This is a genomic window from Bacillus sp. FSL R5-0434 (genome assembly GCF_038004745.1).
Lineage (GTDB): Bacteria > Bacillota > Bacilli > Bacillales > Bacillaceae > Bacillus > Bacillus halotolerans.
The window spans coordinates 1,620,217-1,645,108 of the sequence record NZ_JBBORV010000001.1 but is presented as its reverse complement, the minus strand read 5'-3'; the positions used below and the strand labels follow the sequence as shown (position 1 = coordinate 1,645,108).

The window sequence follows — 24,892 nt, the reverse complement described above, 5'->3', positions numbered from 1 at the left end:
ACTGGCTCCTCCTGACCCTTCGCTAGTCAGCAATCTTTGTCACTTGAATAATGTTCGGCAGCTTCGACAGCTCATCGAGAACATCATCGTCAATATTTTGATCCACTTCTATTGTCATCAGCGCAAGCTGCCCAATATCCTTGCGGGCGACTTCCATATGGCCGACGTTGATTGAGAATTTCGCAAGGACATTGGCAACTCCTGCAATGGTGCCAAACTTGTCATTATGGACAACTAGAATGGCAGGGTGGTTTCCAGACAGACGGAGCTCAAAGCCGTTTAATTCTGTGATTTCAATTTTTCCTCCGCCTATCGAAATTCCCGTCAGTTCAAGTTCTCCCTTTTCATCAGAAATGCTGATTCGAGCTGTGTTTGGGTGAACCGGAACAGCGTCTTCGACTCGAAACTCTATATCAATTCCTTTATCTTCTGCAATTTGTATAGCGGTTTTAATCCGTTCGTCAAATGTATCAAAATCAAGCAGACCGCCGATGATTGCCACATCTGTGCCGTGACCCTTATATGTTTCAGCAAAAGAGCCGTAAAAGGACACAACGATGCGCTCAGGCTCTCTGCCAAATAAACTTCTGGCCACTCTCCCGATTCTCGCCGCTCCTGCTGTATGCGAACTGGACGGACCGATCATAACCGGGCCGATAATATCAAAAACGCTTCTGTATTTCATGCTATTCCTCCTTATGAATCAGAGCTTATAAGCGGCTTTGCTTCTAGACTAATTGATCGGATATAAAATGGCAAGCGGGCGCGTTACAGCGCTGCCGCACTTAAAAGCAGACATAAGAATAGAAGGGCAATTTGCCCTTCTATTCTGCAGAAACTATATACGAATACAGCGGCTGTTTTCCGTTGTGGATTTCAACCTCAATCTCTTCGTACTTGTCGTTGAGAAACGCTTCAAGCTCTTCAGCTTCTTCTTGAGACGCATCCTCTCCATAAAGAATGGTGACAATTTCGTCCTCTTCTCCGATCATTTCTGACAAGAGCATTTTTGCAGCACCCAGCTGATCTTCTGCACTGCCGATAATCGTTCCATTCAGAATTCCCATAAAGTCGCCTTTTTTTATGTCTTGTCCGTCAATATGAGTATCCCTGACTGAGTATGTCACCTGTCCGCTTTTTACTTGCTGAATGGCACTTAGCATATTGGCTTCATTTGCTTCAGGCTCTTGATCCGGATTAAATGCCAGCAGCGCTGACATCCCTTGCGGAACCGTTTTGGCAGGAATGACAAAAACCTTATCGCCTATCACACTTGCGGCTTGATTGGCAGCCATGATAATGTTGGAGTTATTCGGTAAGATAAACACAGTGTCTGCATTTACAGATCTTACAGCATCGACAATATCCTCAGTGCTCGGATTCATCGTCTGGCCGCCTTCAATCACAACGGAAGCGCCAATGCTTTTGAATAAATCAGAAATGCCTTCTCCCATCGCAACAGTCACAATGCCGTACGGCTGCTTTGCCGCTTTCTCGCTGTCCTGGCTGATGATGGAAGTGTGCTGCTCTCTCATGTTTTCAATTTTGATTTTTATTAATTCACCGTAATTTTGAGCGTAGTTTAACACGTTTCCCGGCTCTTCAGCATGAATATGAACCTTCGCCAGAGACTCGTCTGCAATAACCAAAAGAGAATCACCAAATTGGCTGAGGTCATTTCTGAATGTGCCTTCATCAAATTCTCTTTTATTCTGATCGAGCCTTACCATCACTTCTGTACAGAAACCGAATTCAATATCATCTGTATTCATCATGCTCTGCGCGCTCTTATGATGCTCTGCGCTGACCATGTCATCAAGTGACGGAAGAACGGTTTTCTCAGGAACGGTCTCTCCTTTTAATGAAGCGAGGAAACCTTCATACACACAAAGCAGGCCTTTGCCTCCGCTGTCAACGACTCCTACTTCCTTCAGGACAGGTAGCAATTCCGGTGTCCGGTTTAAGGATGCCTCAGCTTCCTTTGTCACCGATGTCATCAGCGCAATGATATCGGTTTCTTTTTCCGCCAGGGCCACCGCTTGTTTCGCAGCATCTTTTGCAACTGTTAAGATGGTGCCCTCCACAGGCTTCATGACTGCTTTGTAAGCCATATCGACACCCGCTTGCAGCGCGGCGGCAAACTCTTTTGCATTAATTTCTTTTTTTGTTTCAATGCTTTTACTGAATCCTCGGAACAATTGGGACAGGATGACTCCAGAATTCCCTCTTGCCCCCATGAGCAATCCTTTAGATAACGCGGAGCCCACTTTACCGATATCAGTTGTCTCCAAATGCTCCACTTCTCTTGCCCCGGAAGTCATTGACAGGTTCATGTTTGTTCCCGTATCACCGTCCGGCACCGGAAACACGTTGAGCGCGTCAACCGCACTCGCGTTTTGCGACAGATTCTGTGCACCTGCAAGAATCATCTCGGCAAAGGTTCTGCCGTCTAATGTTCTGATAGACAATCCTACTCCTCCTAACTACGGGTTCGTCACTCGTACGCCTTGGACATAAATATTGACAGAGTCCACTGCAAGTCCGACTGTTTGATTTACTGTGTACTTTACTTTTGTTTGGACGTTATGTGCCACTTCAGAAATTTTTGTGCCGTAGCTGACAATGATATACATGTCAATATGTATCTGTTCTGCTTCTTGGCGAACTTGAACACCTCTGCTGAAATTCTCTTTCCGAAGGATTTCAGTCAGTCCGTCTTTAATTTGGTTTTTAGAGGCCATTCCAACGATGCCGTAACAGTCAATCGCAGCGCCGCCGGCAACCATTGCAATGACTTCATTCGATATATCAATCTGCCCGTATTTCGTTCTTAATTCAATGGACACACTAGTTCCTCCTTCGAATGCATAGAGTTACAGCTATTCTACTATATGAATTCCATTATGAAAAGAAAAGACGCGACAAACGCTGCACGTCTCTTTACATATACTATAGCGCCGCTGTTTGCGCAAGATGTCAAGTGAATTTTCTTGAAAGATGATGAAACAATAGTTGCAAACGTTTTTTAGCTGTGGTAAATTATTTAAAGTATCCATATCGAAAGCATCTAAGAACATATGAAAGTGAAAAAGTAGATGTTTTGTGCAAGTGAGGAGGGAAACAAATGGCACGTAAATGCGTTATCACAGGTAAAAAAACAACAGCTGGGAATAACCGTTCTCACGCAATGAACGCTTCTAAGCGCACTTGGGGCGCGAATCTTCAAAAGGTTCGTATCCTTGTGAACGGAAAACCTAAAAAAGTATATGTATCTGCTCGAGCTTTGAAATCCGGTAAAGTTGAGCGTGTATAACAAAATGAACGCCTGCCCTGATATGTGGCAGGCGTTTTTATGTGGTGAAAGGGGGCTTGAACCCCTGGGCTTTAATCTTTTCTAAATGAGCCCAGCATCGCCCGGACAATTCCTCCTAAAAACTTCGGCAATTTAATGGTGTAAAATTTCATTTTTGTCCCCTCCTATAAGTCCCGTAACCGCCTGTTCATCGCTTTAAGGTTCATTAATTTCAACAAATGAGTGAAAGCAGAAGCTAATCCGTGCTTCTTATCATTATTAATATGCCTTTCGCAAACGAAAAAGTACCTCGTGAATGAATGAGTTCGTTACTAATACATAGTGTCGAACCAAGCGTAATATGACACTTATTTAGCGGATATTTAAAACCGATGAGGGTCAGCTCATCCACTTCTTCTGTAAATGGGATGAAGGAGATATACCGTTTGTTTTGATCGATAAGAAGAGAATATTCACCTGGAGAGAACATCTGAATATCATTCTGTTTGTCTATAAGCTTCATTTTCGAATTTGTTTTTACTCCCCTGTACAGCAGCTGAATATTTCCTAAAAAGTGATCTGCTCTGCCTCCCGTAATTCCGAAGATTTGAATGATATCCGGCTGCTTTTCGAGGGCCCAATCAAGAGCGAGGTCTAAATCAGTTTGATCTTTTTCTGCCTGGTACACATGGAGAGCGGGCGCGGCTTTTTCGATTTGCCGGCGTTCCTGCTCCGTAATGCTGTCAAAATCTCCGAAAGCTTCATCAGGAATGATGCCGGCATCTAAAAGCGTGACTGTGCCCTTGTCAACCCCGACCCAGATCGTGTGATCAGCCGTATAACCAGTCAGGTCAGGGATCAAATCTTTTGGGCCTCCCGCAACGATATTGATTTTTCTCATCTCTTTTTCCTTTCTGCTTCTGGGTACAGGAAAAAGAGCTCGGGCTAAATACGCCCGGCTCTTTCTCCTGCTGCTTATTTGTTTCCTCTTATCTCAGAAATAGCTTTTTCGCGGTCAGTTTGGCCATAAACAGCAGAACCGGCAACAAGTAAATTTGCGCCCGCTTCGATGACTAGCGGGGCTGTTTCTTTGTTGACGCCGCCGTCTACTTCAATTAGCAGATCATGTTTCCCTTTTTCCTCTGCCATTCGTTTCACTTCTTTTATTTTCGGAAGAACAGAATGAATAAATTTCTGTCCGCCAAATCCAGGGTTCACCGTCATTAAGAGTACGAGATCAAGTTCTTCAAAAATATGCTCAATTACTTGAACAGGTGTATGCGGATTCAGGACAACGCCAGCTTTTACACCCTGCTCTTTCATAAGCTGGATTGTCCGGTGAAGGTGCGGACAGGCTTCGGCATGTACAGACAGGATATTTGCTCCAGCTTTTGCGAAAGCCGGGATATAACGATCCGGCTCTTCAATCATTAAATGTACATCCAGGGGCAGTTTCGTCACCGGACGAATGGCTTCTACAATCAGCGGCCCAATCGTAATATTCGGGACAAAATGGCCGTCCATGACATCAACATGAATGTAATCGGCTCCGCCTTTTTCTACATCTTGAATCTCTTTGCCTAAAGCGGCAAAATCAGCGGAAAGAATAGAAGGTGCAATCTTTACCATGATCTAATACCTCGGCTTTCTGTCTTTGATCTCTGTGATAAATTCAACATAATGGTCGTAGCGGTACTGCTTTAATTCCCCTTCTTCAACAGCTTGTTTGACTGCACATTTCGGCTCTTTCAAATGCAAACACCCTCTGAATTTGCATGATGCGCTTTTTTCTCTGATGTCAGGGAAGGTGTAGCCCAGCTCTCCTTCTTCTATGTCTGTAAACTCAAGAGAGCTGAAACCCGGCGTATCCGCAACCAGACCTCCGGACGTGTGAATGAGCTCCACATGGCGGGTTGTGTGCTTCCCGCGGCCTAAATGCTCGGAAATCTCGTTTGTTCTCAAACCCAGCTCGGGACTGATCGCGTTGAGAAGCGAGGATTTTCCAACCCCCGACTGGCCGGCAAAGACCGTTGTTTTGCCGCGGAAATGCGGGATGATCTCCGTTAAACTGTCTTGGTCCTTAGAAGAGGTAAGATATACGTCATAGCCAATGTTCCGGTAGTCTTCAGCATACGCTTGAATGAGCTTTTGTGTATGTTGATCTTCAATTAAATCCATTTTTGTAATACAAATAATCGGCTGGATGTCATTCGCTTCTACGAGAACCAAGAAACGGTCGAGCAATGCTGTGCTGAAAGATGGCTGCATCGCCGAGAAAACAAGCACCGCTTGATCAACGTTGCAGATCGGCGGCCTGATAAGTTCATTGGTTCTTTCTTTAATCTCCAGAAGATATCCTTCTTTATTATTTTCAGCTTGATAAACAACATAATCACCGACCAAAGGGGTGATTTTATTTTTTCTGAAAATGCCTCTTCCTCTGCATTGTATAACTTTTCCGTTATTTGAATCCTCTGATTCATCCAGTACGTAATAAAAGCCGCTTAGCGCTTTAATGATTTTGCCCTCAGGCATATTTTCCCTCCTTGTTATTCATCTTTCGGATACTCAATTGTTTTGTAGCTGACGACTTTATTATTTACCATCACTTGATAGTACCCTTTTTGGCCAGGTTCAATCTTCAGTTCGATCGTCCGTTCTACGGGCTCTTTAATCTTAAAATGTTCGTAAGTGTCAGAAATGCTGTGGTCCGCGTCGTCAATCGCGATTTGCACCTCAAGCTCGTCCCCTTCGTTTTCAGGCTCATATGGGATCTTGACTTTTTCTTTCAGTGTTTTCGCCGGTTTCTTCTCAGGTCCGAGAGAAAATGTCACTTCGACCTCATTTCCCGGCTTTAGCGCCGTTCCCGCTGCCGGTTTTTGTTTGACAACCTGTCCTTCCGGAACGTCATCTGAGTACGCTTCTTTTTCCACCAGCTTGAGCCCGTTATCTTCCAGATATCCTGAGGCTGCTTCTTTACTGTATGTTTTTAAATCTCTGAGCGTAATATCTTCCGGCCCGATGCTGACTGTGAGCTTAACTTGATCTTCGTCCGGCACAAGTTCGGTCCCTGCTGACGGATTCTGGTCTATGACAGTGCCGGCGTCTTTCTCATCATTATTTACTTCATCCACCGTTACATTTTTAAAGCCCTGTTCCTTTAACACTTTTTTTGCCTTGTCGACTGATTGGTCCGTCACATCACCGATCTGCTTTTTTGCTTTACCTGTACTCTTATAAAGCGTAACCATTGCTCCTTCTTTAACAGTGGACTCGGCTTTAGGATCGGTTTTGACCATCAGGCCTTCTTCGATCTTCTCATCTGAGATTTCCAAAACGTCTGAATCTACCTGCAAGCCTTCTTTTTCTAGAAGATCTGCCGCTTTCTCATATTCCATCCCTGCTACATCGGGTATTTTGACATCCTTTGGCATAAAAAGAGAAGGAAAAACAGTGACGGCGAGAACTCCTGCCGTGATAAAAATCAGACATATGGTGAGCAAAATCCACGGCCATTTTTTTCTCTTAGCTTTTTTCTTCGTTTGGTTTTCTTGAGGAAATGTCATGTCAGCTTCGGTTTCATTAGAAGCTTTCGCAAGCTCTTCATCCTTAATAATCGGAATCGCTTTCGTCATTTCTTCATCATCTTGAATCGTAAATTTCTTTTCGTTGAGCCTGTCCGCGTCAAAAGCTCTTCGAATATCTTCTTCCATATCTTCAGCAGTTTCATAGCGATGAAAAGGATCTTTGGCGGTTGCCTTTAATATGATGTTTTCAACGCTTTGGGGTACTGAGGGATTCCACCTTTTCGCTGAAGGGGTTTCAGCCTGAAGATGCTTTAAGGCGATGCTGACAGCCGATTCTCCATCAAACGGGATTCGGCCGGTTAACAGCTCAAATAAGACAATCCCAAGTGCATAAATATCTGATTTTTTTGTGGCCAGACCGCCCCGCGCCTGTTCGGGGGATAAATAATGGACTGAGCCCAGCACAGAATTGGTGTGGGTGATTGTTGTCGAAGTCAGTGCAGTCGCAATTCCAAAATCCGTTACTTTGATATTGCCCATATGGTCGATCAAAATGTTATGCGGTTTAATATCCCTGTGGACAATATGATTTTGGTGGGCATGGGCAATGGCTGAGACAATTTGTTCCATGATGCTGAGCGCTTCTTTGGGGTGAAGCGGCCCATTTGCTGTTATGTATTCTTTTAGCGTCATGCCCTCTACGTATTCCATGACAATATAGTAAATGTCATCTTCCTCGCCCAAATCATAAATGCTGACAATATTCGGGTGATCAAGGCTTGATGCCGATTGGGCTTCTCTTCGGAAACGCCTGATAAACTCATTGTCATTCACATAGTCAAACCGCAGGATTTTGATTGCGACTTCACGATCAAGAATAATGTCCTCAGCTAAATAAACGTTGGCCATTCCCCCGCCGCCTATGGCACGGAGAATCTGGTAACGCCCGCTGATTCGCTTGCCGATTAGCACTGATCTTCACCCTCTTCAACATGTAAAGCAAGCTCAAGCAAAACTGCTGTAATATTGTCTTCCCCGCCATTCTCATTGGCTTTGTCCACAAGCAGGTTTACTTTTTCCTGAGGAGCTGAATCGCTTTGCAGGATGTCTTTTAATTCAGTGACTTCCACTTTATTCGTCAGTCCATCAGAACATAAAAGGAGTTTGTCTCCGGGTTCAATTTCGAAAGAACGTGCGTCAATACTGACAGATTGATCTGTTCCGAGCGCCTTCGTCAGCACATTTTTGCGCGGATGATGCTCAGCATCTTCTCTGGAGATTTCACCGGTGCGAACCAGTTCATTCACAAGAGAATGATCCTCTGTCACCTGAACGAAAAGATCGTCCTGAAGCAAATAGCATCTGCTGTCGCCTATATGAGCAACGGAAACCGTTTTGCCTGTAAAAAGAGCGCATACAATGGTTGTTCCCATGCCTTGGCATTCTTCGTGCGCTTGGGCATGATCGTAAATCTTGCTGTTTACCGCTAGAATCTGTTCAATGAGCCACTCTTCACACTCTGACGGCGCCGCAGGAATCGTATCTGCCTCATTCCATTTCTCTCCCATGGCTTTCACAGCCATCTTGCTTGCAACATCTCCAGCAAGATGGCCGCCCATGCCATCAGCGACAACCGCTAATACAAAATCGTCTTTCCCCTTAAAAATACCCGCATCATCTTCATTATGCTGGCGGATTTTCCCTGTATCTGTTTTTAAGGCTGTTAACAACCCTCATCACCTCGTCTCGTCTTGACGCTCCTTCGCGCGAAGCTGACCGCAGGCTGCGTCAATGTCATGGCCTTGCTCTCTTCGGATCGTGACATTTACTCCGCGGGATTTCAGCGTTTTCTCAAAAGCAAAAATCTGCTCGCGCGGTGTGCGGACGTAATCCCGTTCAGGCACATAGTTTACCGGAATCAAGTTCACGTGGCATTTTACGCCTTCCAGCAAGTCTGCAAGCTCTTCAGCGTGCTCCACCTGATCATTTACGCCGCCGAACAGACCGTATTCAAAGCTGATCCGGCGTCCTGTTTTATTAATGTAATATTTAACGGCTTCCATTAAATCAGGCAGCTTGTACGCTCTGTTAATCGGCATCAAACGGCTTCTGATTTCTGTATTTGGCGCGTGCAGAGAAATCGCAAAGTTAATCTGCATTTGCTGATCAGCGAATTCGTAAATTTTCGGGATGATTCCGCTTGTAGAAACAGTAATATGGCGGGCACCGATATTCAGTCCCTTATCATGGTTAATGATTTTTAAGAAGGCGAGCATTTCGTTAAAGTTATCAAATGGTTCGCCAATTCCCATGATGACGACAGAGCTGACGCGTTCATCCGTTTCATCCAGCGCTTTTTGAACTTTCACCACTTGAGCGACAATTTCGCCCGCTTCAAGATTTCGTTTTAAGCCGCCGAGCGTTGATGCGCAGAATGTGCAGCCAATGCGGCAGCCGACTTGTGTCGTTACACATACAGAATTACCATACTCGTGTCTCATTAAAACGGTTTCGATTGTATAACCGTCGTGAAGCTCGAATAAAAACTTCATCGTACCATCTTGAGAAGTTTGTTTAACTGCTGTTTTCAGCGTCGTTAATACGAAATGAGTGTTTAATTTCTCACGCAGATCCTTTGACAGGTTTGTCATTTCGTCAAAAGAAGATACTCGTTTTTCGTAAAGCCATTCAAAAATCTGTGCCGCGCGGAACGGTTTCTCTCCGTTGTCTGTCAGCCATTGTTTGATTTCGTCTAATTCAAAAGAATAAATTGAAGGACGCTCTGTCCGCAATTCTTTTCTGATCTTTGTTTTTTTAAGTTCTGTCATTGCTTATCCCTTCTTTCTCATGCTGCAAATAAAGAAACCATCTGTTCCGAAATAATGCGGAAGGATTTGAAGCCTCCCATCCCGAACAAAGGGTCTCGCCTTTTCGGGCAGCCGCTTTTCAAGAGACAAATCGGGTTCAAAATCAGGATGTTCTTGTATAAAAGCATGGATAACTTCTTCATTTTCTGTCCGATCCATTGTACACGTACTGTAGACAAGAGTGCCACCTTTTTTTACTAATGGCGCAATTTCCCTTAAGATAGACAGCTGGATTTCAGCAAGCCGGGAGCTGTCATTCGGGGTTTTGGTGTATTTCATATCCGGCTTTCTTCTGATCACGCCAAAGCCTGAGCATGGAGCGTCAACCAAAATACGGTCAAACTGTTCACTTTTAAACGTTTCTCCCGCTTTTCTCGCGTCCATTGTTTTCGCATCAATAATGGAAAGGCCAAGCCGTTCTGACGCTTCTTTGATCAGCTTCACCTTATGTTTGTGAAGGTCAAGCGATGTCACACTTCCCTTGTTCTCCATTAATTCAGCGATATGGGCTGACTTTCCGCCCGGTGCCGCACACGCATCAAGCACCGTTTCACCTGGCTTAGGGTCAAGGGCCCGGGCAACCAGCATGGAACTTTCATCCTGGATGGACACTTCACCGGTCTGGAAGAAGTGAGTTCCGGCGATTGTTCCCTTAACAAGCTTCACAGCATCCTCGGCGAGATCGCCTTTTTCTGCTTCGATTCCTTCAGCTGCCATTTGATCAAGTATCTCCGCTCTGTCTGTTTTCATTTGATTGATACGCAGCGTTTGCTTAGGCGGAATGAGATGAATGCGGCAAATCTTTTCAGCCGCATCAAATCCGTATGCGTCTGCCCACTCTTTCACGAGCCATTCAGGATGGCTGGTTTCTGTCGCAAGCCGGAGAACAGGATCTTCGATGGCGTCAAAGGAAGGGACTCCTTCACGCTGAATAGAGCGAAGCACGCCGTTGACAAATGAGGCAATGCCTTTATGCCCGCGGTTTTTAGCAATCTCTACCGCTTCATGGATGACTGCCCGGTCCGGGATTTTTTCTAAATATTCCATTTGATATAGGGACAGGCGGAGAAGCTGGATAACCCACGGCTTCGCCTTTTGCGGCTTGTTGATAAACGGCTTGAGCATATAATCCAGCGCGATTTTGTTTTGCAATGTACCGTACACTAGTTCAGTCAAAAGCCCCCGGTCCTGATCGCTCAGTTTATTGGATTTAATAACCGATTTCAGGAGCAGGTTACTGTATGACTGATTTTGTTCTAATTTGACCAGCGCCTCCAGCGCAATATCACGAACGCTATTTGTTTTCATTGTGCACTCCTAACATATCACCTGTCTCAACATGAGCGCCACGGACGAAGTCTTCGCCTCGCATGCGTTTTTTGCCGGCAGGCTGCAGCTCTGTTAATAACAGTGCCGTATCGTTTCCTGTGGCCACGATAATTCCTTCTTTTTCAATAGCAATGACTGTGCCGGGCTCGGCTTTTGCCGGCGCCGCTGTTTTCTTGGCCGCCCACACTTTCAGGTTTTGTCCATTTAAAGTCGTATAGGCAACAGGCCATGGGTTTAAACCTCGAACTTGATTATAAAGCTCTTCTCCTGCTCTGGACCAGTCAATCAGCTCTTGTTCTCTTTTAATGTTTGGCGCATACGTAGCTTTCTCGTCATCCTGCTTTTCAGGTGATATGTCGCCGGCTATAACTTGAGGAACTGTTTCAGACAGAAGCTTCGCGCCAGCAACGCTTAATTTATCGTGCAGGGTTCCGACATTGTCGGTTTCTTCAATGTCTACTTCCACTTTAGAAATCATATCGCCTGCATCTAATTTTTCCACCATGTACATAATGGTAACTCCGGTTTTTTTCTTTCCTTGGAGAATGGAATAATGGATAGGAGCCCCGCCTCTCAGTTCAGGCAAAAGAGACGCATGGACATTAATGCATCCGTACTTAGGGCTGTCGAGAAGCTCTTTAGGCAGAATTTGCCCAAACGCTGCCGTCACAATGAGATCCGGTTTTAATGCCAGCACCTTTTCAATTTCTTCTTTCAGTCTGACTTTTTCAGGCTGAAGAACCGGGATACCGTGACGCAAAGCTTCTTCCTTCACAGGCGGAGGCGTGAGCACTTTTTTTCTGCCCTTCGGACGGTCCGGCTGAGTGACGACCCCCACTACTTCATATCCGTCATCTATCAGGGTTTTTAACACAGGAACTGAAAAATCGGGTGTTCCCATAAACACGATTCTCGTCATCAAATCATCCTTCCATATCCGCTAGTTCATCTTCTGTATAATATTTGCTTATTTTTGATGTGAACAGCACGCCGTCCAAGTGGTCCATTTCATGCTGCACGGCTCTCGCGAAAAAGCCCCTTGCTTCAAGAATAAACGGTTTTCCCTGACGGTTATACGCCCGCACTTTCACATAATCGGCACGCGTGACATCTCCGTAGACGCCGGGAAAACTCAAGCATCCTTCAACTCCGGTTTGCTCGCCGCTTTGTTCAAGAATTTCCGGATTCACAAGGTCAATTCTGCCGCTTTCTTCTCCGATATCAACAACAGCCGCTCTTTTTAAAATACCGATCTGCGGCGCTGCCAGTCCGACTCCATCCATTTCGAGCATGGTATCGTACATATCATCAAGCAGTTTTTTTAGCTTTTTATCAAAAACAGTCACGGTTTCCGCGGGCGTTTCCAAAACCTCCGCGGGATGTGTGACGACCTTTTTTACTGCCAATTCATTACCCTCCAAGACGTGAGATCTTACATCATCATATAAGGATTCATATCAATTGAAATCATTACATGTTTTTGTTCAATTTCGCGTTTATAATGTTCCAGTATCTTCTTCAATAAAGCTGATATCTGGGTTTCCTGTTTGTATTTTATCACGCATTGATAACGATATCTATCTTTGATCCTGGCGATCGGCGATGCGCTTGGACCAAGTATTTTCGTATCTGCCCCGCAGTTTGCTTTCAGAAAGTGTGCGATTTTCTCAGCGGTTACAGCCGCTTTTGCCACTTCCTCGTGAGAAACCGTCACAAGAGCCAAATAGTAATACGGCGGGTAGGATTGCTCCCTCCTGTGCGCCATTTCATGCTGATAAAACGTTTCATAATCATGCGTTTTCGTCAGCTGGATGCTGTAATGGGACGGTGTGTACGTTTGAATGATGACATTGCCGGGTTTTTCATGTCTTCCCGCGCGGCCGCTGACTTGTGTTAGCAGCTGAAACGTTTTTTCAGCAGATCTGAAATCAGGAATGTGCAGTGTTGTGTCAGCGCTTAAGACTCCGACAAGTGTCACATTCGGAAAATCAAGCCCTTTCGCAATCATTTGCGTTCCAAGAAGAATATCTGCTCTTCCTTCTCCGAAAGCAGACAATAATTTTTCATGGGCACCTTTCCGAGAGGTCGTATCAACATCCATCCGTATGACTCTTGCATGTGGCAGCACCTTTGTTAATTCTTCTTCCACTCTTTGTGTTCCCGTTCCGAAAAAACGGATATGATCGCTCCCGCATTCAGGACAAGTATGCGGAACAGGCTCTTCATGTCCGCAATAATGGCATTTCATCCTCTGGCCGGAACGGTGATACGTCATGGAAATGTCGCAGTGAGGGCATTGCGGGACATATCCGCAGTCCCTGCACATCACAAAGGAGGAATAGCCCCTTTTATTTAAAAACAGCACAACCTGTTCACCCTTGGCAATGGTTTCTTCAAGCTTTTCCATCAATTCTATTGAAAACATAGAGCGATTGCCGTTTCTGAGCTCCTCTCTCATATCCACAAGCGAAACCTCAGGCATCACTTGGTGATTGACGCGGTGTTTCAGCGAAAGCAGCTCGTACACTCCTTTTTGCGCCCGTGCATATGACTCTAACGTCGGTGTAGCACTACCTAACACAACCGGACAGCGGTGGTGCTCCGCTCTCTTGATCGCTACTTCTTTCGCATGGTAGCGCGGCATTTCCTCTTGTTTATAGGACGATTCATGCTCCTCATCGATGATAATCATCCCGAGATTTTCAAACGGGGCAAAAATAGCGGACCTCGCGCCAACGACAAGCCGTACTTCCTTGCGGTGGATTTTGCGCCACTCGTCATACTTTTCACCAGTGGATAACCCGCTGTGCATCACGGCTACCTGAGAGCCGAAACGCCCTTTAAATCGATGAACCATTTGCGGCGTTAACGATATTTCCGGTACAAGTACGATGGCTTCTTTTCCTTTCGCAAGCACTTTTTCAATCGACTGGAGATAAATTTCCGTTTTGCCGCTTCCCGTCACTCCGTGCAGGAGAAACACTTGATGTTCATTGTTATCTAACGTCCGGCGTATCGGCTGAAAGGCCGCGCTCTGCTCGTCTGTCAGCGGCAGAGGTTCTGTTTTTTTGAACATTTTGTCCTGATAGGGGTCTCTGTAAACCTCTTCATAGGTTTCTTTCAGAAGCCCCTTTTGGATCAGGGTCTTGATGGTGGCTGAGCTTGTGTCTGTTTTTTTGCACAGGTCCGCAGCAGGTATTTTCGTGCCTTCCGGTTCTGTCATGAAAAAGTGCAGGATCGCCTGCTGTTTAGCCGCTTGTCGGGATAAACCCTCAGCCTGCTTGGAGAGCTCTTCTTTACCGGCATTGGCCTGAATATACCTGACCATTTTTTTGTTCGCTTTTTGCGCCACTTTATAAGTTACATCGATATGGCCTTTTTGAACCTGCTTCTGGATGATTTTCAGCGTATCGTGATCAGGTATATCGGAATACAGCAAGCTCTTTGTTTCAGAAAACAGTCGTTCTACCTGCGGCGGGATATCCGCACCTTCCGCAATCTTCAGCTCTTTTTCATATTTTGCCTTTAATGCGGCAGGCAGCATCGCTTGAAGCGCCGTAATCTTAAAAGACAGCGTTTTGTCTGACAGCCATGAAGACAAATGCATCAGCTCTTCTGTCAAAACAGGCGTAAGATCTAATAAATCCTCCACTTCTTTGACAGATTTACCTGAGAGATCAGACGTATCTTTGACAGCTGTCACAAACCCTTGAATTTTACGGGGGCCAAACGGAACAATGACCCTCATTCCCGTTTTGATCATACCTTTAAGATGGTCTGGGATTTTGTAATCAAACGGCCTGTCTATATTTTTGGTGCTGACATCAACGATGACTTCGGCAAAATTCATGAGTGCTCTCCGGTTTGTTTTAAGAGGGCTGCGACTTCTCCAAGAATGTCAAACGAAACATCGAGCTTAGACATCTTCGGCAGCTCGCGTTTGCGCCCGTCTTTGAAAAAGAGCGTCACAATATTCGTATCAGCACCAAAACCGGCCCCTGCCGCTTTCACGTCATTCGCCACAATCATGTCAAGATTTTTGGCAGAAAGCTTTTTGCGGGCGTAATGTTCCACATCTTGTGTCTCAGCAGCAAAACCGACTAACAGCTGATGCTGTTTTTTCTCGCCCAGTTCTTTTAAGATGTCGACTGTTCTTTTTAATTCAAGGGTCATTCCGCCGTCTTGTTTTTTCATTTTTTGGTCAAATACTGTTTTTGGCGTAAAATCGGCAACAGCAGCTGTTTTTATGACGACGTCGCTTCTCTCATACACAGAGAGCACCGCATCGCGCATGTCCGCAGCCGATTGGACCGGGATAAACTGTGAAAGCCCTTTAGGGACATCAAGCGAAACCGGCCCTGAGATCAAGGTCACGTTTGCACCGAGTTGCACCGCAGCCTCAGCTAATGCGTATCCCATTTTACCCGTCGATTTATTCGTGAAAAAACGTACAGGATCAACTGCCTCCCGTGTCGGGCCTGCTGTAATCACAACATATTTCCCTTCTAAAGGCGCGTTTTTTTCCTCTGCAAAATGCTTTCCCGCAAGCTTCACGATGTTTTCGGGTTCTTCCAATCTTCCTTTTCCGACGTAACCGCATGCTAAATAGCCCTCGCTCGGCTCAATAAAACGAAAACCATCCTGATATAGGACAGAAATATTGCGTTTGACTGCCGGATGATCATACATATGCACATTCATGGCGGGCGCAATCCATACCGGAGCTGTTGCCGCTAATAAGGTTGTTGTCAGCATATCATCTGCAATGCCGTTGGCCAGTTTTCCAATCACATTGGCCGTAGCCGGCGCTACGATAATCAGGTCGGCCCAGTCAGCTGCGTCTATATGAGAGATGACGCTTGGATTTTGTTCTTTAAATGTATCTGTATATACTTCATGGCGGCTCAATGCCTGAAATGTCAGCGGTGATACGAACTGGCACGCAGATTCAGTCATAATGACTTTAACATTTGCCCCCGCCTGCACCAGTTTGCTTGTCAGCGCACAGGCTTTATAAACAGCGATGCCTCCGCTCACGCAAAGTAACACATTTCGATTGTTCAGCAATGACTTCTCCCCCTCTGCAATATAAAAACAGCACGGAAAAAAATAACAACCTACATGATATAGGTTGCTACTTGTGCTACTATTCGCGGTCTTCCTTTTCAAACGAAAGCAGGCCTGCATCAATTTCTTCTAAAGCTTTGCCTACATATTTGTGTGAAATCGTATGTTCAATCATCTGGTCTTTTTTGATTTGCATTTCACGCGCGCGTCTAGCAGAAACGGTTACGAGCGTGTATTTTGAATCCAATTTATTCATTAATGAGTCAATTGATGGATCTAACATCAGTTATTCAACCTCCAGCATTTTCTTATATCTTGGTGCAACGCGCTCACGCTTCAAATGTTCAGCGAGAACGATTGCTTTGATTTTGTCGCAAGCCGTTTCGATATTATCATTTTCCACAACGTAATCATATGCGTCCATCATTTCGATCTCAGCTTTTGCGGCTTTCATGCGATTTTCAATCAGAGCATCTGTTTCCGTTCCTCTTGTCACAATTCTGTTCTTCAGTTCAGAAAGACTTGGAGGCGCAAGGAAAATAAACAAGCCTTCCGGGAAAGCATTTCTCACTTGAAGAGCGCCTTGAACTTCGATTTCTAAAAAGACGTCTTTTCCTTCTTGGAGCGTCTGTTCAACATAATCGACCGGAGTGCCGTAATAATTGCCGACATATTCTGCCCATTCAAGCAGCTTATTGTCTGCAATCATTTGCTCAAATTCTTCTCTCGTTTTGAAAAAATAATCGACTCCGTTCACTTCGCCCTCTCGCGGGTTTCTCGTTGTTACTGAAATCGAATACTCGAATTTTGTGTCTTCCTGCGAAAAAATCGCTTGCCGAACCGTTCCTTTACCAACTCCTGAGGGACCTGAGAGAACGATTAATAACCCTCTTTCTTTCATGCGGCAATTACCCCTGCCCTTCATCCATAATTTCTTCTTTAACAGAAAGTCTGTGTGCAACTGTCTCAGGCTGGACGGCAGATAAGATAATGTGATCACTATCCATGACGACAACTGCACGGGTTCTTCGTCCGTATGTAGCGTCAATTAGCATTCCGCGGTCTCTTGCATCCTGGATCATCCGTTTGATTGGCGCAGACTCCGGGCTGACAATCGAAATCATCCGATTGGCGGAGATAATATTGCCAAATCCGATATTAATCAGTTTAATCGTCATCTTCTACGTTCCCCCTGTAAAATAGACGTCTCTAGTTTAGCCTAGCAAGTCCGTCTGTAAACAATACGCACAGTCACTATTCTATATTTTGCACTTGTTCTTTTATTTTTTCAATAGAACTTTTCATTTCGACGACAAGCTTTGTGATCTGGTGATCATTTGCTTTTGAGCCAATTGTATTTGCTTCCCGATTCAGCTCCTGGACAAGAAAGTCGAGTTTGCGCCCGACAGCTCCGCCTTCAGCTAATATATCACGAAACTGAGCGAAGTGGCTCTTCAGTCTTGTAATCTCTTCTGTAATATCAGAACGATCTGCAAAAATAGCGCATTCTGTAACAAGCCGGCTCTCGTCCAACACGTCTTCGGTCCATTCCTTTATTCTGGCGTACAGCCGTTCCCTGTAACGAGATACCGCATCGGCTGCCAAAGATTCGGTCTTTTCGGCCAGCTCTTCAAGCTGATCAATATGCATCAGACAGTCTTTGGCTAAAAGCAGCCCCTCTTTTTCGCGCATCTCACAGAGTCCTTTTACGGCTTCCTCTGCAGCAGCTGTTATTAACTCCTCAAGCTTTTCATTTTGAGTCTGTTCCTCATGAATCTGGACGACATGATCAAGCTTGAAGAAGTCCATGACATCAGGCTCTGCGGACAATTGATATCGCTTTTTCATATCCTCTGCAGCTGCGACAAACTCATCGAGAAGCGGCCAATCAATGTCAAGCCTTCTCTCTACAAGCATATCACTGTCAACGGAGACGAAAAGCTCAATTCTTCCGCGCTGTATGTACTGCAGAATCGTCTGTTTCAGCTTATCTTCTAAATATAGCAAAGGCCTTGGCAAACGAGCGTTCACTTCTTTAAACCTGTAATTCACAGATTTAAGTTCAACGCTTACAGAGAGATCATCTTGTGTTTTGCTTGCACTGCCGAAGCCTGTCATACTTCGTATCATAAATAAAACACCCAATTTCTTCCCTGTTCTCAAAATAAAAGGGCAATAGACATGCTATTACCCCTAAGATTATATCATATGAATTTATTTTTTTCTTGTCAAAAGTGACCCCGCCAGCAAAAAAGTAGGGATGGCCGACATGCCGATGACCAGCATCCAGTCTCCCGGCGTGATGGCAACCGTATGGAAAATCGGCTGAAGCGGCGGATAGTAAATGACCATCAGCATCAGTAAAATCGATGACAATACAGCGCCGATCAGATACAAGTTTTCAAACGGATTTCTGGAAAAAACGGACGTTTCGCTCCGGCAGTCAAATACGTGAATGAGCTGAGCCAGCACCAACGTCGCAAACGCAATTGTCTGCGCATAAGACAAATTCTCAGGATTGCGGTGATACACGATGATAAAAGCCAAAATCGTGGCAGCACCGATTAAAAATCCTCTGGAGACCACCTTCCATCCAAGCTTGCGGGCAAACACCCCTTCTTTCGGGTGACGCGGCTTCCGCTTCATAACGTCTCCTTCCGGCTGATCCATGCCGAGCGCCATCGCCGGCAATCCATCTGTCACCAAGTTGACCCACAAAATCTGAATCGGCACGAGCGGCAAAGGAAGGGCAAGCAGCATGGCGAAAAGCATGACCAGAATTTCTCCTACGTTAGAAGCCAGCAGGTATCGGATAAATTTTCTAATATTTTCATAGATGTTTCTGCCTTCTTTAATTGCTGATTTAATGGTTGCAAAATTATCATCTACGAGAATGAGGGATGATGCTTCCTTCGCCACATCCGTTCCTGTAATACCCATGGCAACGCCGATGTCAGCCTGTTTGATAGCCGGCGCGTCATTGACGCCGTCTCCTGTCATTGCAACGATATGTCCGTTTTCCTGATACGCTTTGACTATTTTCAATTTATGCTCAGGAGAAACGCGGGCAAACACATACACATCCTCCACTACGTCAGAAAGCTCTTCTTGCGAAAGCTCATTCAGCATCTGGCCGTCCATGATTTTTCCGTTTTTCGGGAGGAGGCGCAAATCTTTCGCTATAGCTTTTGCTGTCTCAACATGATCCCCTGTAATCATGACAGTCTTAATTCCCGCTTCACGGCATTCTTTAATCGCCTGTCTGACTTCAGGGCGCGGCGGATCTATGATGCCTGAAAGGCCAAGCATTGTCAGGTCTTTTTCCGCCTGCTCCATTGACGGTGTTTCCCCTGCTTTTACCGGTCTATAGGCAACGGCAATCGTTCGGAGCGCCTGGGAAGCCAATTGCCGTAATACTGCCTCTGTTTCTGCTTTTCTCTCATTTGAGAAAGGAGCGGCAGAGCCGTCATAATAAATACGGGAGGACCGCTGCATCAGTACATCCGGCGCGCCTTTTGTAATGATATAGCGCTTTCTGTCCTGATCCTCTACAATGACAGTCATCATTTTTCGTGCTGAATCAAACGGAAACTCCTCAACCACCCGGTAATGGGATTCCACAAACTCCTTTGAAAAGCCGCCTTTTCTTGCCGCGGTAAGCAGCGCTCCCTCTGTCGGATCTCCGTCAAGCACATAGTCACCGTTTCTTTTTTCAATATTCGAATTGTTACAAAGCGCTCCGAACAATAGCATTTGCTCCAGCGGCTTATGCTCATTCACACTGACCTCTTTATCGTTCAGTGTGAAGCCTCCTTTCGGATCGTAGCCTGTGCCCGACACTCTCCACGTTTTTCCTCCGGACCATACATGTGTGACCGTCATTTTGTTTTGCGTCATTGTTCCTGTTTTGTCTGAACAAATAATAGAGGCACACCCAAGCGTCTCAACCGCGGGAAGCTTTCTCACGATTGATTTTTGCTTGATCATACGCTGTACACCCAATGACAGCGCTACTGTCACAATGGCTGGCAGCCCTTCTGGAATGGCGGCTACCGCTAGCGAAACACCGGCTAAAAACATACTGTACAGATCGTGTCCTTGGATCACGCCGACAGCGACAACAAGTAGAGTGAGCAGCAAAGCGACAACAATTAAAATTTTCCCGAGCTGCTCGAGCCTTCTTTGCAGCGGGGTTGACAGAGTTCCCGCCGATTCAAGCATGTCAGCGATTTTCCCCATAGCCGTGTTCATTCCTGTACCGACGACAACACCGACACCGCTGCCGCGGGTGACGATGGTTCCCATAAAGGCCATATTCGTAATATCCCCCAGCGACACATCGGGTTTTTTCAATTTATCCGCATGTTTCACAACCGGGATTGACTCTCCGGTTAACGCTGATTCTTCAATTTCCAGGCTTTTCGCTTCGACAATCCGGACATCTGCTCCAATCCGGTCGCCGCTTGTAAACTTCACAATGTCGCCCGGCACCAGTTCTTTAGAAGGGATCTTTGTCCAGCTTCCTTCCCTGAGCGCCATCACATGAGGAGTTGACAGCTCTTTTAATGCCTGAAGAGATTGCTCTGCACGCCGTTCTTGAAAGAACCCAAGTATGCCATTCACAAACACAATCGCAATAATCGCAACCGCGTCCACATATTCACCAAGAAACCCTGAAATTAATGTTGCCGCAAGCAGCACAAGCACCATGAAATCTTTAAACTGCGCCAAAAACAAGATAAGCGCTGATGTTTTTTTCCCTTCTTGCAGCTCGTTTGGCCCATGCTTGTCGAGGCGTTTTTTCACCTCTTTTTCAGTTAATCCTTGTTTCATGGACGTATTTGTTGCCTCTAATAAATCTGTTTGTCCCATTTCATGAAACTTCATTCCGCTCGTCCACTCCCCTGCTCTCTTATAGAGATATCACTCTATAAGCATGCTTATTCTGACTCGTCCCATTTCATGCTATAATTATCGAATGCAGGAAGAATGAGAGGGTGTATTATATATGTCGTTTGATGGCATGTTTACATACGGAATGACACACGAACTGAACGAGCGAATAATGGGCGGACGGATCACGAAAGTCCATCAGCCTTATAAGCACGATGTGATTTTTCACATCCGCGCCAATGGAAAAAACCAAAAGCTTTTATTATCGGCACACCCAAGCTATTCACGGGTGCATATCACGGCACAAACGTATGAAAACCCGAGTGAACCGCCGATGTTTTGCATGCTGCTAAGAAAGCATATTGAAGGCGGATTTATTGAAAAAATTGAACAGGCGGGCCTTGACCGCATTATGATTTTTCATATTAAAAGCCGTAATGAAATCGGCGATGAAACGCATCGAAAGCTTTATGTCGAAATTATGGGCCGCCACAGCAATATCATTCTGACGGACGGAGAGGAAAATGCGATCATCGACGGGCTGAAACATCTATCACCGTCAATGAACAGCTATCGCACCGTACTGCCGGGCTACGATTATAAGCTTCCGCCGGCCCAGGACAAGATCTCACCGCTAGAAGCGACTGAAGATGACATGTTGCGTCATCTCAGTTTTCAAGAAGGACGGCTAGATAAACAAATTGTTGACCATTTTTCCGGTGTTTCTCCGCTCTTCGCAAAAGAAGCTGTCCACAGAGCGGGCCTTGCCAACAAAGTGACACTGCCAAAAGCGTTGCTGGAGCTCTTTGCAGAGGTAAGGGAGCACCGTTTCAACCCTAACATTACGACTGTTAACGGGAAGGAATATTTTTATCTGCTGGAGCTGACTCACCTTAAAGGAGAAGCACGCCGCTTCGATTCATTAAGTGAGCTGCTGGACCGTTTTTATTTCGGAAAAGCTGAGCGGGACCGGGTTAAACAGCAGGCTCAGGATCTTGAGCGGTTCGTTGTGAATGAACGGAAAAAAAACGCCAACAAAATCAAAAAACTAGAAAAAACACTGGAGTATTCGGAAAACGCTAAGGAATTTCAGCTTTACGGGGAGCTGCTGACTGCAAATTTATATATGATGAAAAAAGGCGACAAGCAGGCTGAAGTCATCAACTACTATGATGAGGAAAATCCGACAATCGCTATCCCGCTGAATCCGAACAAGACGCCTTCAGAGAATGCACAGGCCTATTTCACTAAGTATCAGAAGGCGAAAAACTCAGTTGCCGTTGTCGAAGAACAAATCAGGCTGGCTAAGCAAGAAATTGAATACTTCGACCAGCTGATTCAGCAGCTGTCGTCCGCTTCTCCGCGTGATATCAGTGAAATCAGAGAAGAGCTTGCGGAGGGGAAATATTTACGTCCTAAGCAGCAAAAAGGGCAGAAAAAACAAAAACAGAACAACCCTGTTTTAGAAACATACGAATCCTCTTCCGGTCACACTATTTTAGTCGGCAAAAACAACCGTCAAAACGAGTATTTAACGACCAAAGCAGCTGCCAGAGACGACATATGGCTTCACACGAAGGATATCCCGGGCTCCCATGTTGTCATCAGAAGCAGCGAGCCGGATGAACAAACAATTATTGAAGCCGCCACAATTGCAGCTTATTTTTCAAAAGCAAAAGATTCAAGTTCTGTGCCTGTTGATTATACAAAAATCAGGCACGTCAAAAAGCCGAACGGCGCAAAGCCCGGATTCGTGACTTATGACAGCCAGCATACCGTCTTTGTCACGCCTGATGCGGATACTGTTATCAGGCTGAAAAAAAGCTGATTTATATAAAGAAAAGCCAGAGCAGCAACTGCTCTGGCTTATTTATTTCTTCTGATCTGATAAAACCTGTCTACTTCGCTGACAAAGTCGCCGTCAATGAGCATGTCCACTTTTTCAGCAAGTTCCTTCGTATGCTTTGGACTGGCTCCGTTTGTCGAAACAGAAACCGTAACATGCCCTCTTTTTACGATTTTCGGCATGTACACATTGCCCAGCTCAGCGTCACTGGCACAGTTGACAAGCTGGGAAGGCGATGCATTTTGAGCGATCTCTTTATTCACAGCGGCGTCATCCGTCGCGGCAATAATCAAAAAAGCGTCGAGATAATCCTCTTTCTCAATCTTCCGGCTCAGCCACTTGATTTGGCGATTGTCTGCCATCTGCCTGATTTCCGGTTCCGCAACCGGACTGACAAGCGTAATATCCGCTCCCTCAGAAAGCACCGTTTTTAACCTTCTGAGCGCAATACTGCCGCCCCCTGCGATCACAACCTTTTTTTTCTGCAAACTAATGTGAAGCGGGAGCATATGAGCCTCCGTCAAAATTAAATTGCCCCTCATGGTTGTCAGCAGTTTCTTTCACACGATGTAAAAATGCCTTTTTCACATGCGGGTGGAAACCGATATAGGAAGAGAGGTAGACATTTGGATTTTTGGCCTTCAATTTCTGGACCTCACGTTCAATCTCATTCATCAGCATCCCGGTAAACAGCAAATACGGAACAATAAAGGTCGTTACGCCGTCATCTTTTTTCAGCTCAGAAAAAACCTCTTTGTAATTGGGACCGCATGCTGTCATAAAACATGGAATCACTTCCTTGACGGGCATGATGTTTTGGAGCAATCCGGCAATGCCGGTTACGTCTCTTTTTACATCTGGATCTGAGCTTCCCCTGCCGATGAGCACAACCTTGGCGTTTTCGTACGGAACGCCTATGTCTTTAACACGATGATAGACAGCTTTGACAACTTCTTCGTCAATCCCAATCGGACTTCCGTATGAGATATGGACTGAAGGATACCGGGATGCGGCACGGGCAATTTCTTCCGGAATATCATGTTTTGCATGAGCAGCCGTTAAAAGAAGCAGAGGCACCACTGCGATATGAGTGGCGCCTTGCTTCACACATGCTTCAAACCCTGTCTCAATTGCCGGCTCCTGCAGCTCTAAAAAACTGATTTCCTGAACAGGGGCAGAGATGTGCGCTTTGCATCCTTCCAAAAATGCAGCGGCCTCTTGCTGAGCCTTTTTTACCCGGCTGCCGTGGCCGACATATAAAATCGCTTGTTTCATTTACAACGCCTCGCTTAAATCTTGTTTTTTCAGCTCAGATTCAAACCATTCCAGCTTATAGTGATAATTTACAACATTTCCAACAACAATTAAACTCGGATTTTTAATGTCTTCTTTTTTCACCGTTTCTGAAAGGGTGTCAACTGTACAAAAAACAGATTTTTGCTTGTCCGTTGTTCCCCAATGAATAAACGCTGCCGGAGTAGAACCGTCCCGGCCGTTTTCCAGGAGTTTTTTTTCGATCTGCTGCACATTTTTAATGCCCATATAGATGACAAGTGTATCAATCCCTGTGGCCAGCGCTTTCCACTTTTCCTCAAAATCCTCTTCTTTTTTATAATGCCCCGTTACAAAAGCCACGTTAGAGCCCGCGTCCCGATGAGTGACAGGAATCCCGGCATAAGCAGCCGCCGCGATTCCCGATGTGATACCGGGGACAATTTCAAACGGAATGCTATTTTCAGAAAGGCATTCCGCTTCTTCCCCTCCTCTGCCGAACACAAATGGGTCTCCGCCTTTCAATCTGACAACGGTTTTCCCTTTTTGCGCATACTTCACAAGAAACCGATTGATGGTTTCCTGCTTCATTGTATGAAAATCTGGAAGCTTCCCGCAGTAGATCAGGTCCGCCTGCTCCTTGGCATAATGCAAAATCTCTTTATTTACTAATCTGTCATATAGGATTACATCAGCTTTTTCAATGGCTTTCAGCGCTTTAATTGTCAGCAGATCAGGATCTCCGGGACCCGCTCCTACAATATATACTTTCCCCATCGTCTTTCCCCCGATCTATTCG

General features: G+C 45.5%; 25 protein-coding genes. 2 read left to right on the top strand and 23 right to left on the bottom strand.

The window, feature by feature from the left end:
- Positions 1 to 22 precede the first annotated feature (22 nt).
- The 3 genes from sdaAB to NYE43_RS08545 all read right to left on the bottom strand — a co-directional run bounded on the left by sdaAB (position 23) and on the right by NYE43_RS08545 (position 2,846).
- Positions 23 to 685 carry an L-serine ammonia-lyase, iron-sulfur-dependent subunit beta gene (gene sdaAB, locus NYE43_RS08555; protein WP_024121369.1) on the bottom strand — a complete coding sequence of 221 codons (663 nt, stop codon included), beginning with the start codon at positions 683 to 685 and terminating at the stop codon, positions 23 to 25.
- A 139-nt stretch (positions 686 to 824) separates the two neighbouring features.
- Entirely contained in the window at positions 825 to 2,468 is a 1,644-nt protein-coding gene (locus NYE43_RS08550; protein ID WP_101861204.1) for a DAK2 domain-containing protein, read from the bottom strand.
- 15 nt (positions 2,469 to 2,483) lie between these two features.
- A complete protein-coding gene (locus tag NYE43_RS08545; RefSeq protein WP_024121367.1) occupies positions 2,484 to 2,846 on the bottom strand; it encodes an Asp23/Gls24 family envelope stress response protein in 363 nt (120 codons plus the stop codon).
- A gap of 278 nt (positions 2,847 to 3,124) precedes the next feature.
- On the opposite strand from NYE43_RS08545, the gene rpmB reads away from it, so the two are divergent.
- Entirely contained in the window at positions 3,125 to 3,313 is a 189-nt protein-coding gene (rpmB, locus tag NYE43_RS08540; protein ID WP_003221548.1) for a 50S ribosomal protein L28, read from the top strand.
- A gap of 71 nt (positions 3,314 to 3,384) precedes the next feature.
- Here rpmB and spoVM read toward each other — a convergent pair whose 3' ends face one another.
- The 17 genes from spoVM to NYE43_RS08455 form a co-directional block, all read right to left on the bottom strand.
- A complete protein-coding gene (gene spoVM, locus NYE43_RS08535) occupies positions 3,385 to 3,465 on the bottom strand; it encodes a stage V sporulation protein SpoVM (RefSeq protein WP_003221545.1) in 81 nt (26 codons plus the stop codon).
- Between the two features lie 83 nt (positions 3,466 to 3,548).
- Positions 3,549 to 4,193 carry a thiamine diphosphokinase gene (locus NYE43_RS08530; protein WP_316961226.1) on the bottom strand — a complete coding sequence of 215 codons (645 nt, stop codon included), beginning with the start codon at positions 4,191 to 4,193 and terminating at the stop codon, positions 3,549 to 3,551.
- A 74-nt stretch (positions 4,194 to 4,267) separates the two neighbouring features.
- Entirely contained in the window at positions 4,268 to 4,921 is a 654-nt protein-coding gene (gene rpe / locus NYE43_RS08525; RefSeq protein ID WP_024121365.1) for a ribulose-phosphate 3-epimerase, read from the bottom strand.
- A gap of 3 nt (positions 4,922 to 4,924) precedes the next feature.
- Positions 4,925 to 5,827, bottom strand: coding sequence for a ribosome small subunit-dependent GTPase A (rsgA, locus tag NYE43_RS08520; RefSeq protein WP_024121364.1), 903 nt, complete (start codon positions 5,825 to 5,827; stop codon positions 4,925 to 4,927).
- A 14-nt stretch (positions 5,828 to 5,841) separates the two neighbouring features.
- Positions 5,842 to 7,791 (bottom strand): Stk1 family PASTA domain-containing Ser/Thr kinase, encoded by a 1,950-nt coding sequence (gene pknB, locus NYE43_RS08515; RefSeq protein WP_341061585.1) that lies wholly within the window; start codon positions 7,789 to 7,791, stop codon positions 5,842 to 5,844.
- Positions 7,785 to 8,549, bottom strand: a complete 765-nt coding sequence (gene prpC / locus NYE43_RS08510) for a protein-serine/threonine phosphatase PrpC (protein WP_044155932.1) — start codon at positions 8,547 to 8,549, stop codon at positions 7,785 to 7,787. Before prpC ends, pknB begins: the two co-directional genes overlap by 7 nt.
- Before the next feature lie 6 nt (positions 8,550 to 8,555).
- Positions 8,556 to 9,647 carry a 23S rRNA (adenine(2503)-C(2))-methyltransferase RlmN gene (gene rlmN / locus NYE43_RS08505; protein WP_024121361.1) on the bottom strand — a complete coding sequence of 364 codons (1,092 nt, stop codon included), beginning with the start codon at positions 9,645 to 9,647 and terminating at the stop codon, positions 8,556 to 8,558.
- Positions 9,648 to 9,650: 3 nt separating this feature from the next.
- Positions 9,651 to 10,994 (bottom strand): 16S rRNA (cytosine(967)-C(5))-methyltransferase RsmB, encoded by a 1,344-nt coding sequence (gene rsmB / locus NYE43_RS08500; protein WP_341061582.1) that lies wholly within the window; start codon positions 10,992 to 10,994, stop codon positions 9,651 to 9,653.
- A complete protein-coding gene (fmt, locus tag NYE43_RS08495) occupies positions 10,981 to 11,934 on the bottom strand; it encodes a methionyl-tRNA formyltransferase (protein WP_059292801.1) in 954 nt (317 codons plus the stop codon). The genes rsmB and fmt overlap by 14 nt, the downstream gene beginning before the upstream one ends.
- Before the next feature lie 4 nt (positions 11,935 to 11,938).
- A complete protein-coding gene (def, locus tag NYE43_RS08490; RefSeq protein WP_024121358.1) occupies positions 11,939 to 12,421 on the bottom strand; it encodes a peptide deformylase in 483 nt (160 codons plus the stop codon).
- Between the two features lie 26 nt (positions 12,422 to 12,447).
- Positions 12,448 to 14,865, bottom strand: a complete 2,418-nt coding sequence (gene priA, locus NYE43_RS08485) for a primosomal protein N' (protein WP_341061578.1) — start codon at positions 14,863 to 14,865, stop codon at positions 12,448 to 12,450.
- Positions 14,862 to 16,082, bottom strand: coding sequence for a bifunctional phosphopantothenoylcysteine decarboxylase/phosphopantothenate--cysteine ligase CoaBC (gene coaBC, locus NYE43_RS08480; RefSeq protein ID WP_341061576.1), 1,221 nt, complete (start codon positions 16,080 to 16,082; stop codon positions 14,862 to 14,864). The genes priA and coaBC overlap by 4 nt, the downstream gene beginning before the upstream one ends.
- Before the next feature lie 79 nt (positions 16,083 to 16,161).
- Positions 16,162 to 16,365, bottom strand: a complete 204-nt coding sequence (gene rpoZ, locus NYE43_RS08475; protein ID WP_003221520.1) for a DNA-directed RNA polymerase subunit omega — start codon at positions 16,363 to 16,365, stop codon at positions 16,162 to 16,164.
- Between the two features lie 3 nt (positions 16,366 to 16,368).
- A complete protein-coding gene (gene gmk, locus NYE43_RS08470; RefSeq protein WP_168747782.1) occupies positions 16,369 to 16,983 on the bottom strand; it encodes a guanylate kinase in 615 nt (204 codons plus the stop codon).
- A 7-nt stretch (positions 16,984 to 16,990) separates the two neighbouring features.
- Positions 16,991 to 17,260 (bottom strand): extracellular matrix/biofilm regulator RemA, encoded by a 270-nt coding sequence (gene remA, locus NYE43_RS08465; protein ID WP_003154355.1) that lies wholly within the window; start codon positions 17,258 to 17,260, stop codon positions 16,991 to 16,993.
- Positions 17,261 to 17,336: 76 nt separating this feature from the next.
- Positions 17,337 to 18,212 carry a YicC/YloC family endoribonuclease gene (locus NYE43_RS08460; protein ID WP_024121354.1) on the bottom strand — a complete coding sequence of 292 codons (876 nt, stop codon included), beginning with the start codon at positions 18,210 to 18,212 and terminating at the stop codon, positions 17,337 to 17,339.
- A gap of 84 nt (positions 18,213 to 18,296) precedes the next feature.
- Positions 18,297 to 20,969: a calcium-translocating P-type ATPase, SERCA-type gene (locus NYE43_RS08455; protein WP_341061572.1), complete on the bottom strand. Its 2,673-nt coding sequence runs from the start codon at positions 20,967 to 20,969 to the stop codon at positions 18,297 to 18,299.
- Positions 20,970 to 21,090: 121 nt separating this feature from the next.
- Between NYE43_RS08455 and rqcH the strand changes: the two genes are divergently transcribed.
- Positions 21,091 to 22,803, top strand: coding sequence for a tRNA modification protein RqcH (rqcH, locus tag NYE43_RS08450; RefSeq protein WP_341061570.1), 1,713 nt, complete (start codon positions 21,091 to 21,093; stop codon positions 22,801 to 22,803).
- A 38-nt stretch (positions 22,804 to 22,841) separates the two neighbouring features.
- On the opposite strand, the gene sirC is transcribed toward rqcH, so the two are convergent.
- The 3 genes from sirC to cobA are packed head-to-tail and all read right to left on the bottom strand — an operon-like array spanning position 22,842 to position 24,870.
- Entirely contained in the window at positions 22,842 to 23,330 is a 489-nt protein-coding gene (sirC, locus tag NYE43_RS08445; protein ID WP_106020671.1) for a precorrin-2 dehydrogenase, read from the bottom strand.
- Positions 23,311 to 24,096 carry a sirohydrochlorin chelatase gene (gene sirB / locus NYE43_RS08440; protein WP_284560615.1) on the bottom strand — a complete coding sequence of 262 codons (786 nt, stop codon included), beginning with the start codon at positions 24,094 to 24,096 and terminating at the stop codon, positions 23,311 to 23,313. The genes sirC and sirB overlap by 20 nt, the downstream gene beginning before the upstream one ends.
- Positions 24,097 to 24,870: a uroporphyrinogen-III C-methyltransferase gene (cobA, locus tag NYE43_RS08435; RefSeq protein ID WP_103671396.1), complete on the bottom strand. Its 774-nt coding sequence runs from the start codon at positions 24,868 to 24,870 to the stop codon at positions 24,097 to 24,099.
- Between the last annotated feature and the right edge of the window lie 22 nt (positions 24,871 to 24,892).

What these genes read in the sequence shown, in the direction of transcription:
- sdaAB (WP_024121369.1), bottom strand. Translation starts at nt 685, where the DNA reads ATGAAATACAGAAGCGTTTTTGATATTATCGGCCCGGTTATGATCGGT.
- rpmB (WP_003221548.1), top strand. Translation starts at nt 3,125, where the DNA reads ATGGCACGTAAATGCGTTATCACAGGTAAAAAAACAACAGCTGGGAAT.
- spoVM (WP_003221545.1), bottom strand. Translation starts at nt 3,465, where the DNA reads ATGAAATTTTACACCATTAAATTGCCGAAGTTTTTAGGAGGAATTGTC.
- NYE43_RS08530 (WP_316961226.1), bottom strand. Translation starts at nt 4,193, where the DNA reads ATGAGAAAAATCAATATCGTTGCGGGAGGCCCAAAAGATTTGATCCCT.
- rpe (WP_024121365.1), bottom strand. Translation starts at nt 4,921, where the DNA reads ATGGTAAAGATTGCACCTTCTATTCTTTCCGCTGATTTTGCCGCTTTA.
- rsgA (WP_024121364.1), bottom strand. Translation starts at nt 5,827, where the DNA reads ATGCCTGAGGGCAAAATCATTAAAGCGCTAAGCGGCTTTTATTACGTA.
- rlmN (WP_024121361.1), bottom strand. Translation starts at nt 9,647, where the DNA reads ATGACAGAACTTAAAAAAACAAAGATCAGAAAAGAATTGCGGACAGAG.
- rsmB (WP_341061582.1), bottom strand. Translation starts at nt 10,994, where the DNA reads ATGAAAACAAATAGCGTTCGTGATATTGCGCTGGAGGCGCTGGTCAAA.
- fmt (WP_059292801.1), bottom strand. Translation starts at nt 11,934, where the DNA reads ATGACGAGAATCGTGTTTATGGGAACACCCGATTTTTCAGTTCCTGTG.
- priA (WP_341061578.1), bottom strand. Translation starts at nt 14,865, where the DNA reads ATGAATTTTGCCGAAGTCATCGTTGATGTCAGCACCAAAAATATAGAC.
- rpoZ (WP_003221520.1), bottom strand. Translation starts at nt 16,365, where the DNA reads ATGTTAGATCCATCAATTGACTCATTAATGAATAAATTGGATTCAAAA.
- gmk (WP_168747782.1), bottom strand. Translation starts at nt 16,983, where the DNA reads ATGAAAGAAAGAGGGTTATTAATCGTTCTCTCAGGTCCCTCAGGAGTT.
- remA (WP_003154355.1), bottom strand. Translation starts at nt 17,260, where the DNA reads ATGACGATTAAACTGATTAATATCGGATTTGGCAATATTATCTCCGCC.
- NYE43_RS08460 (WP_024121354.1), bottom strand. Translation starts at nt 18,212, where the DNA reads ATGATACGAAGTATGACAGGCTTCGGCAGTGCAAGCAAAACACAAGAT.
- NYE43_RS08455 (WP_341061572.1), bottom strand. Translation starts at nt 20,969, where the DNA reads ATGAAGTTTCATGAAATGGGACAAACAGATTTATTAGAGGCAACAAAT.
- rqcH (WP_341061570.1), top strand. Translation starts at nt 21,091, where the DNA reads ATGTCGTTTGATGGCATGTTTACATACGGAATGACACACGAACTGAAC.
- sirC (WP_106020671.1), bottom strand. Translation starts at nt 23,330, where the DNA reads ATGCTCCCGCTTCACATTAGTTTGCAGAAAAAAAAGGTTGTGATCGCA.
- sirB (WP_284560615.1), bottom strand. Translation starts at nt 24,096, where the DNA reads ATGAAACAAGCGATTTTATATGTCGGCCACGGCAGCCGGGTAAAAAAG.
- cobA (WP_103671396.1), bottom strand. Translation starts at nt 24,870, where the DNA reads ATGGGGAAAGTATATATTGTAGGAGCGGGTCCCGGAGATCCTGATCTG.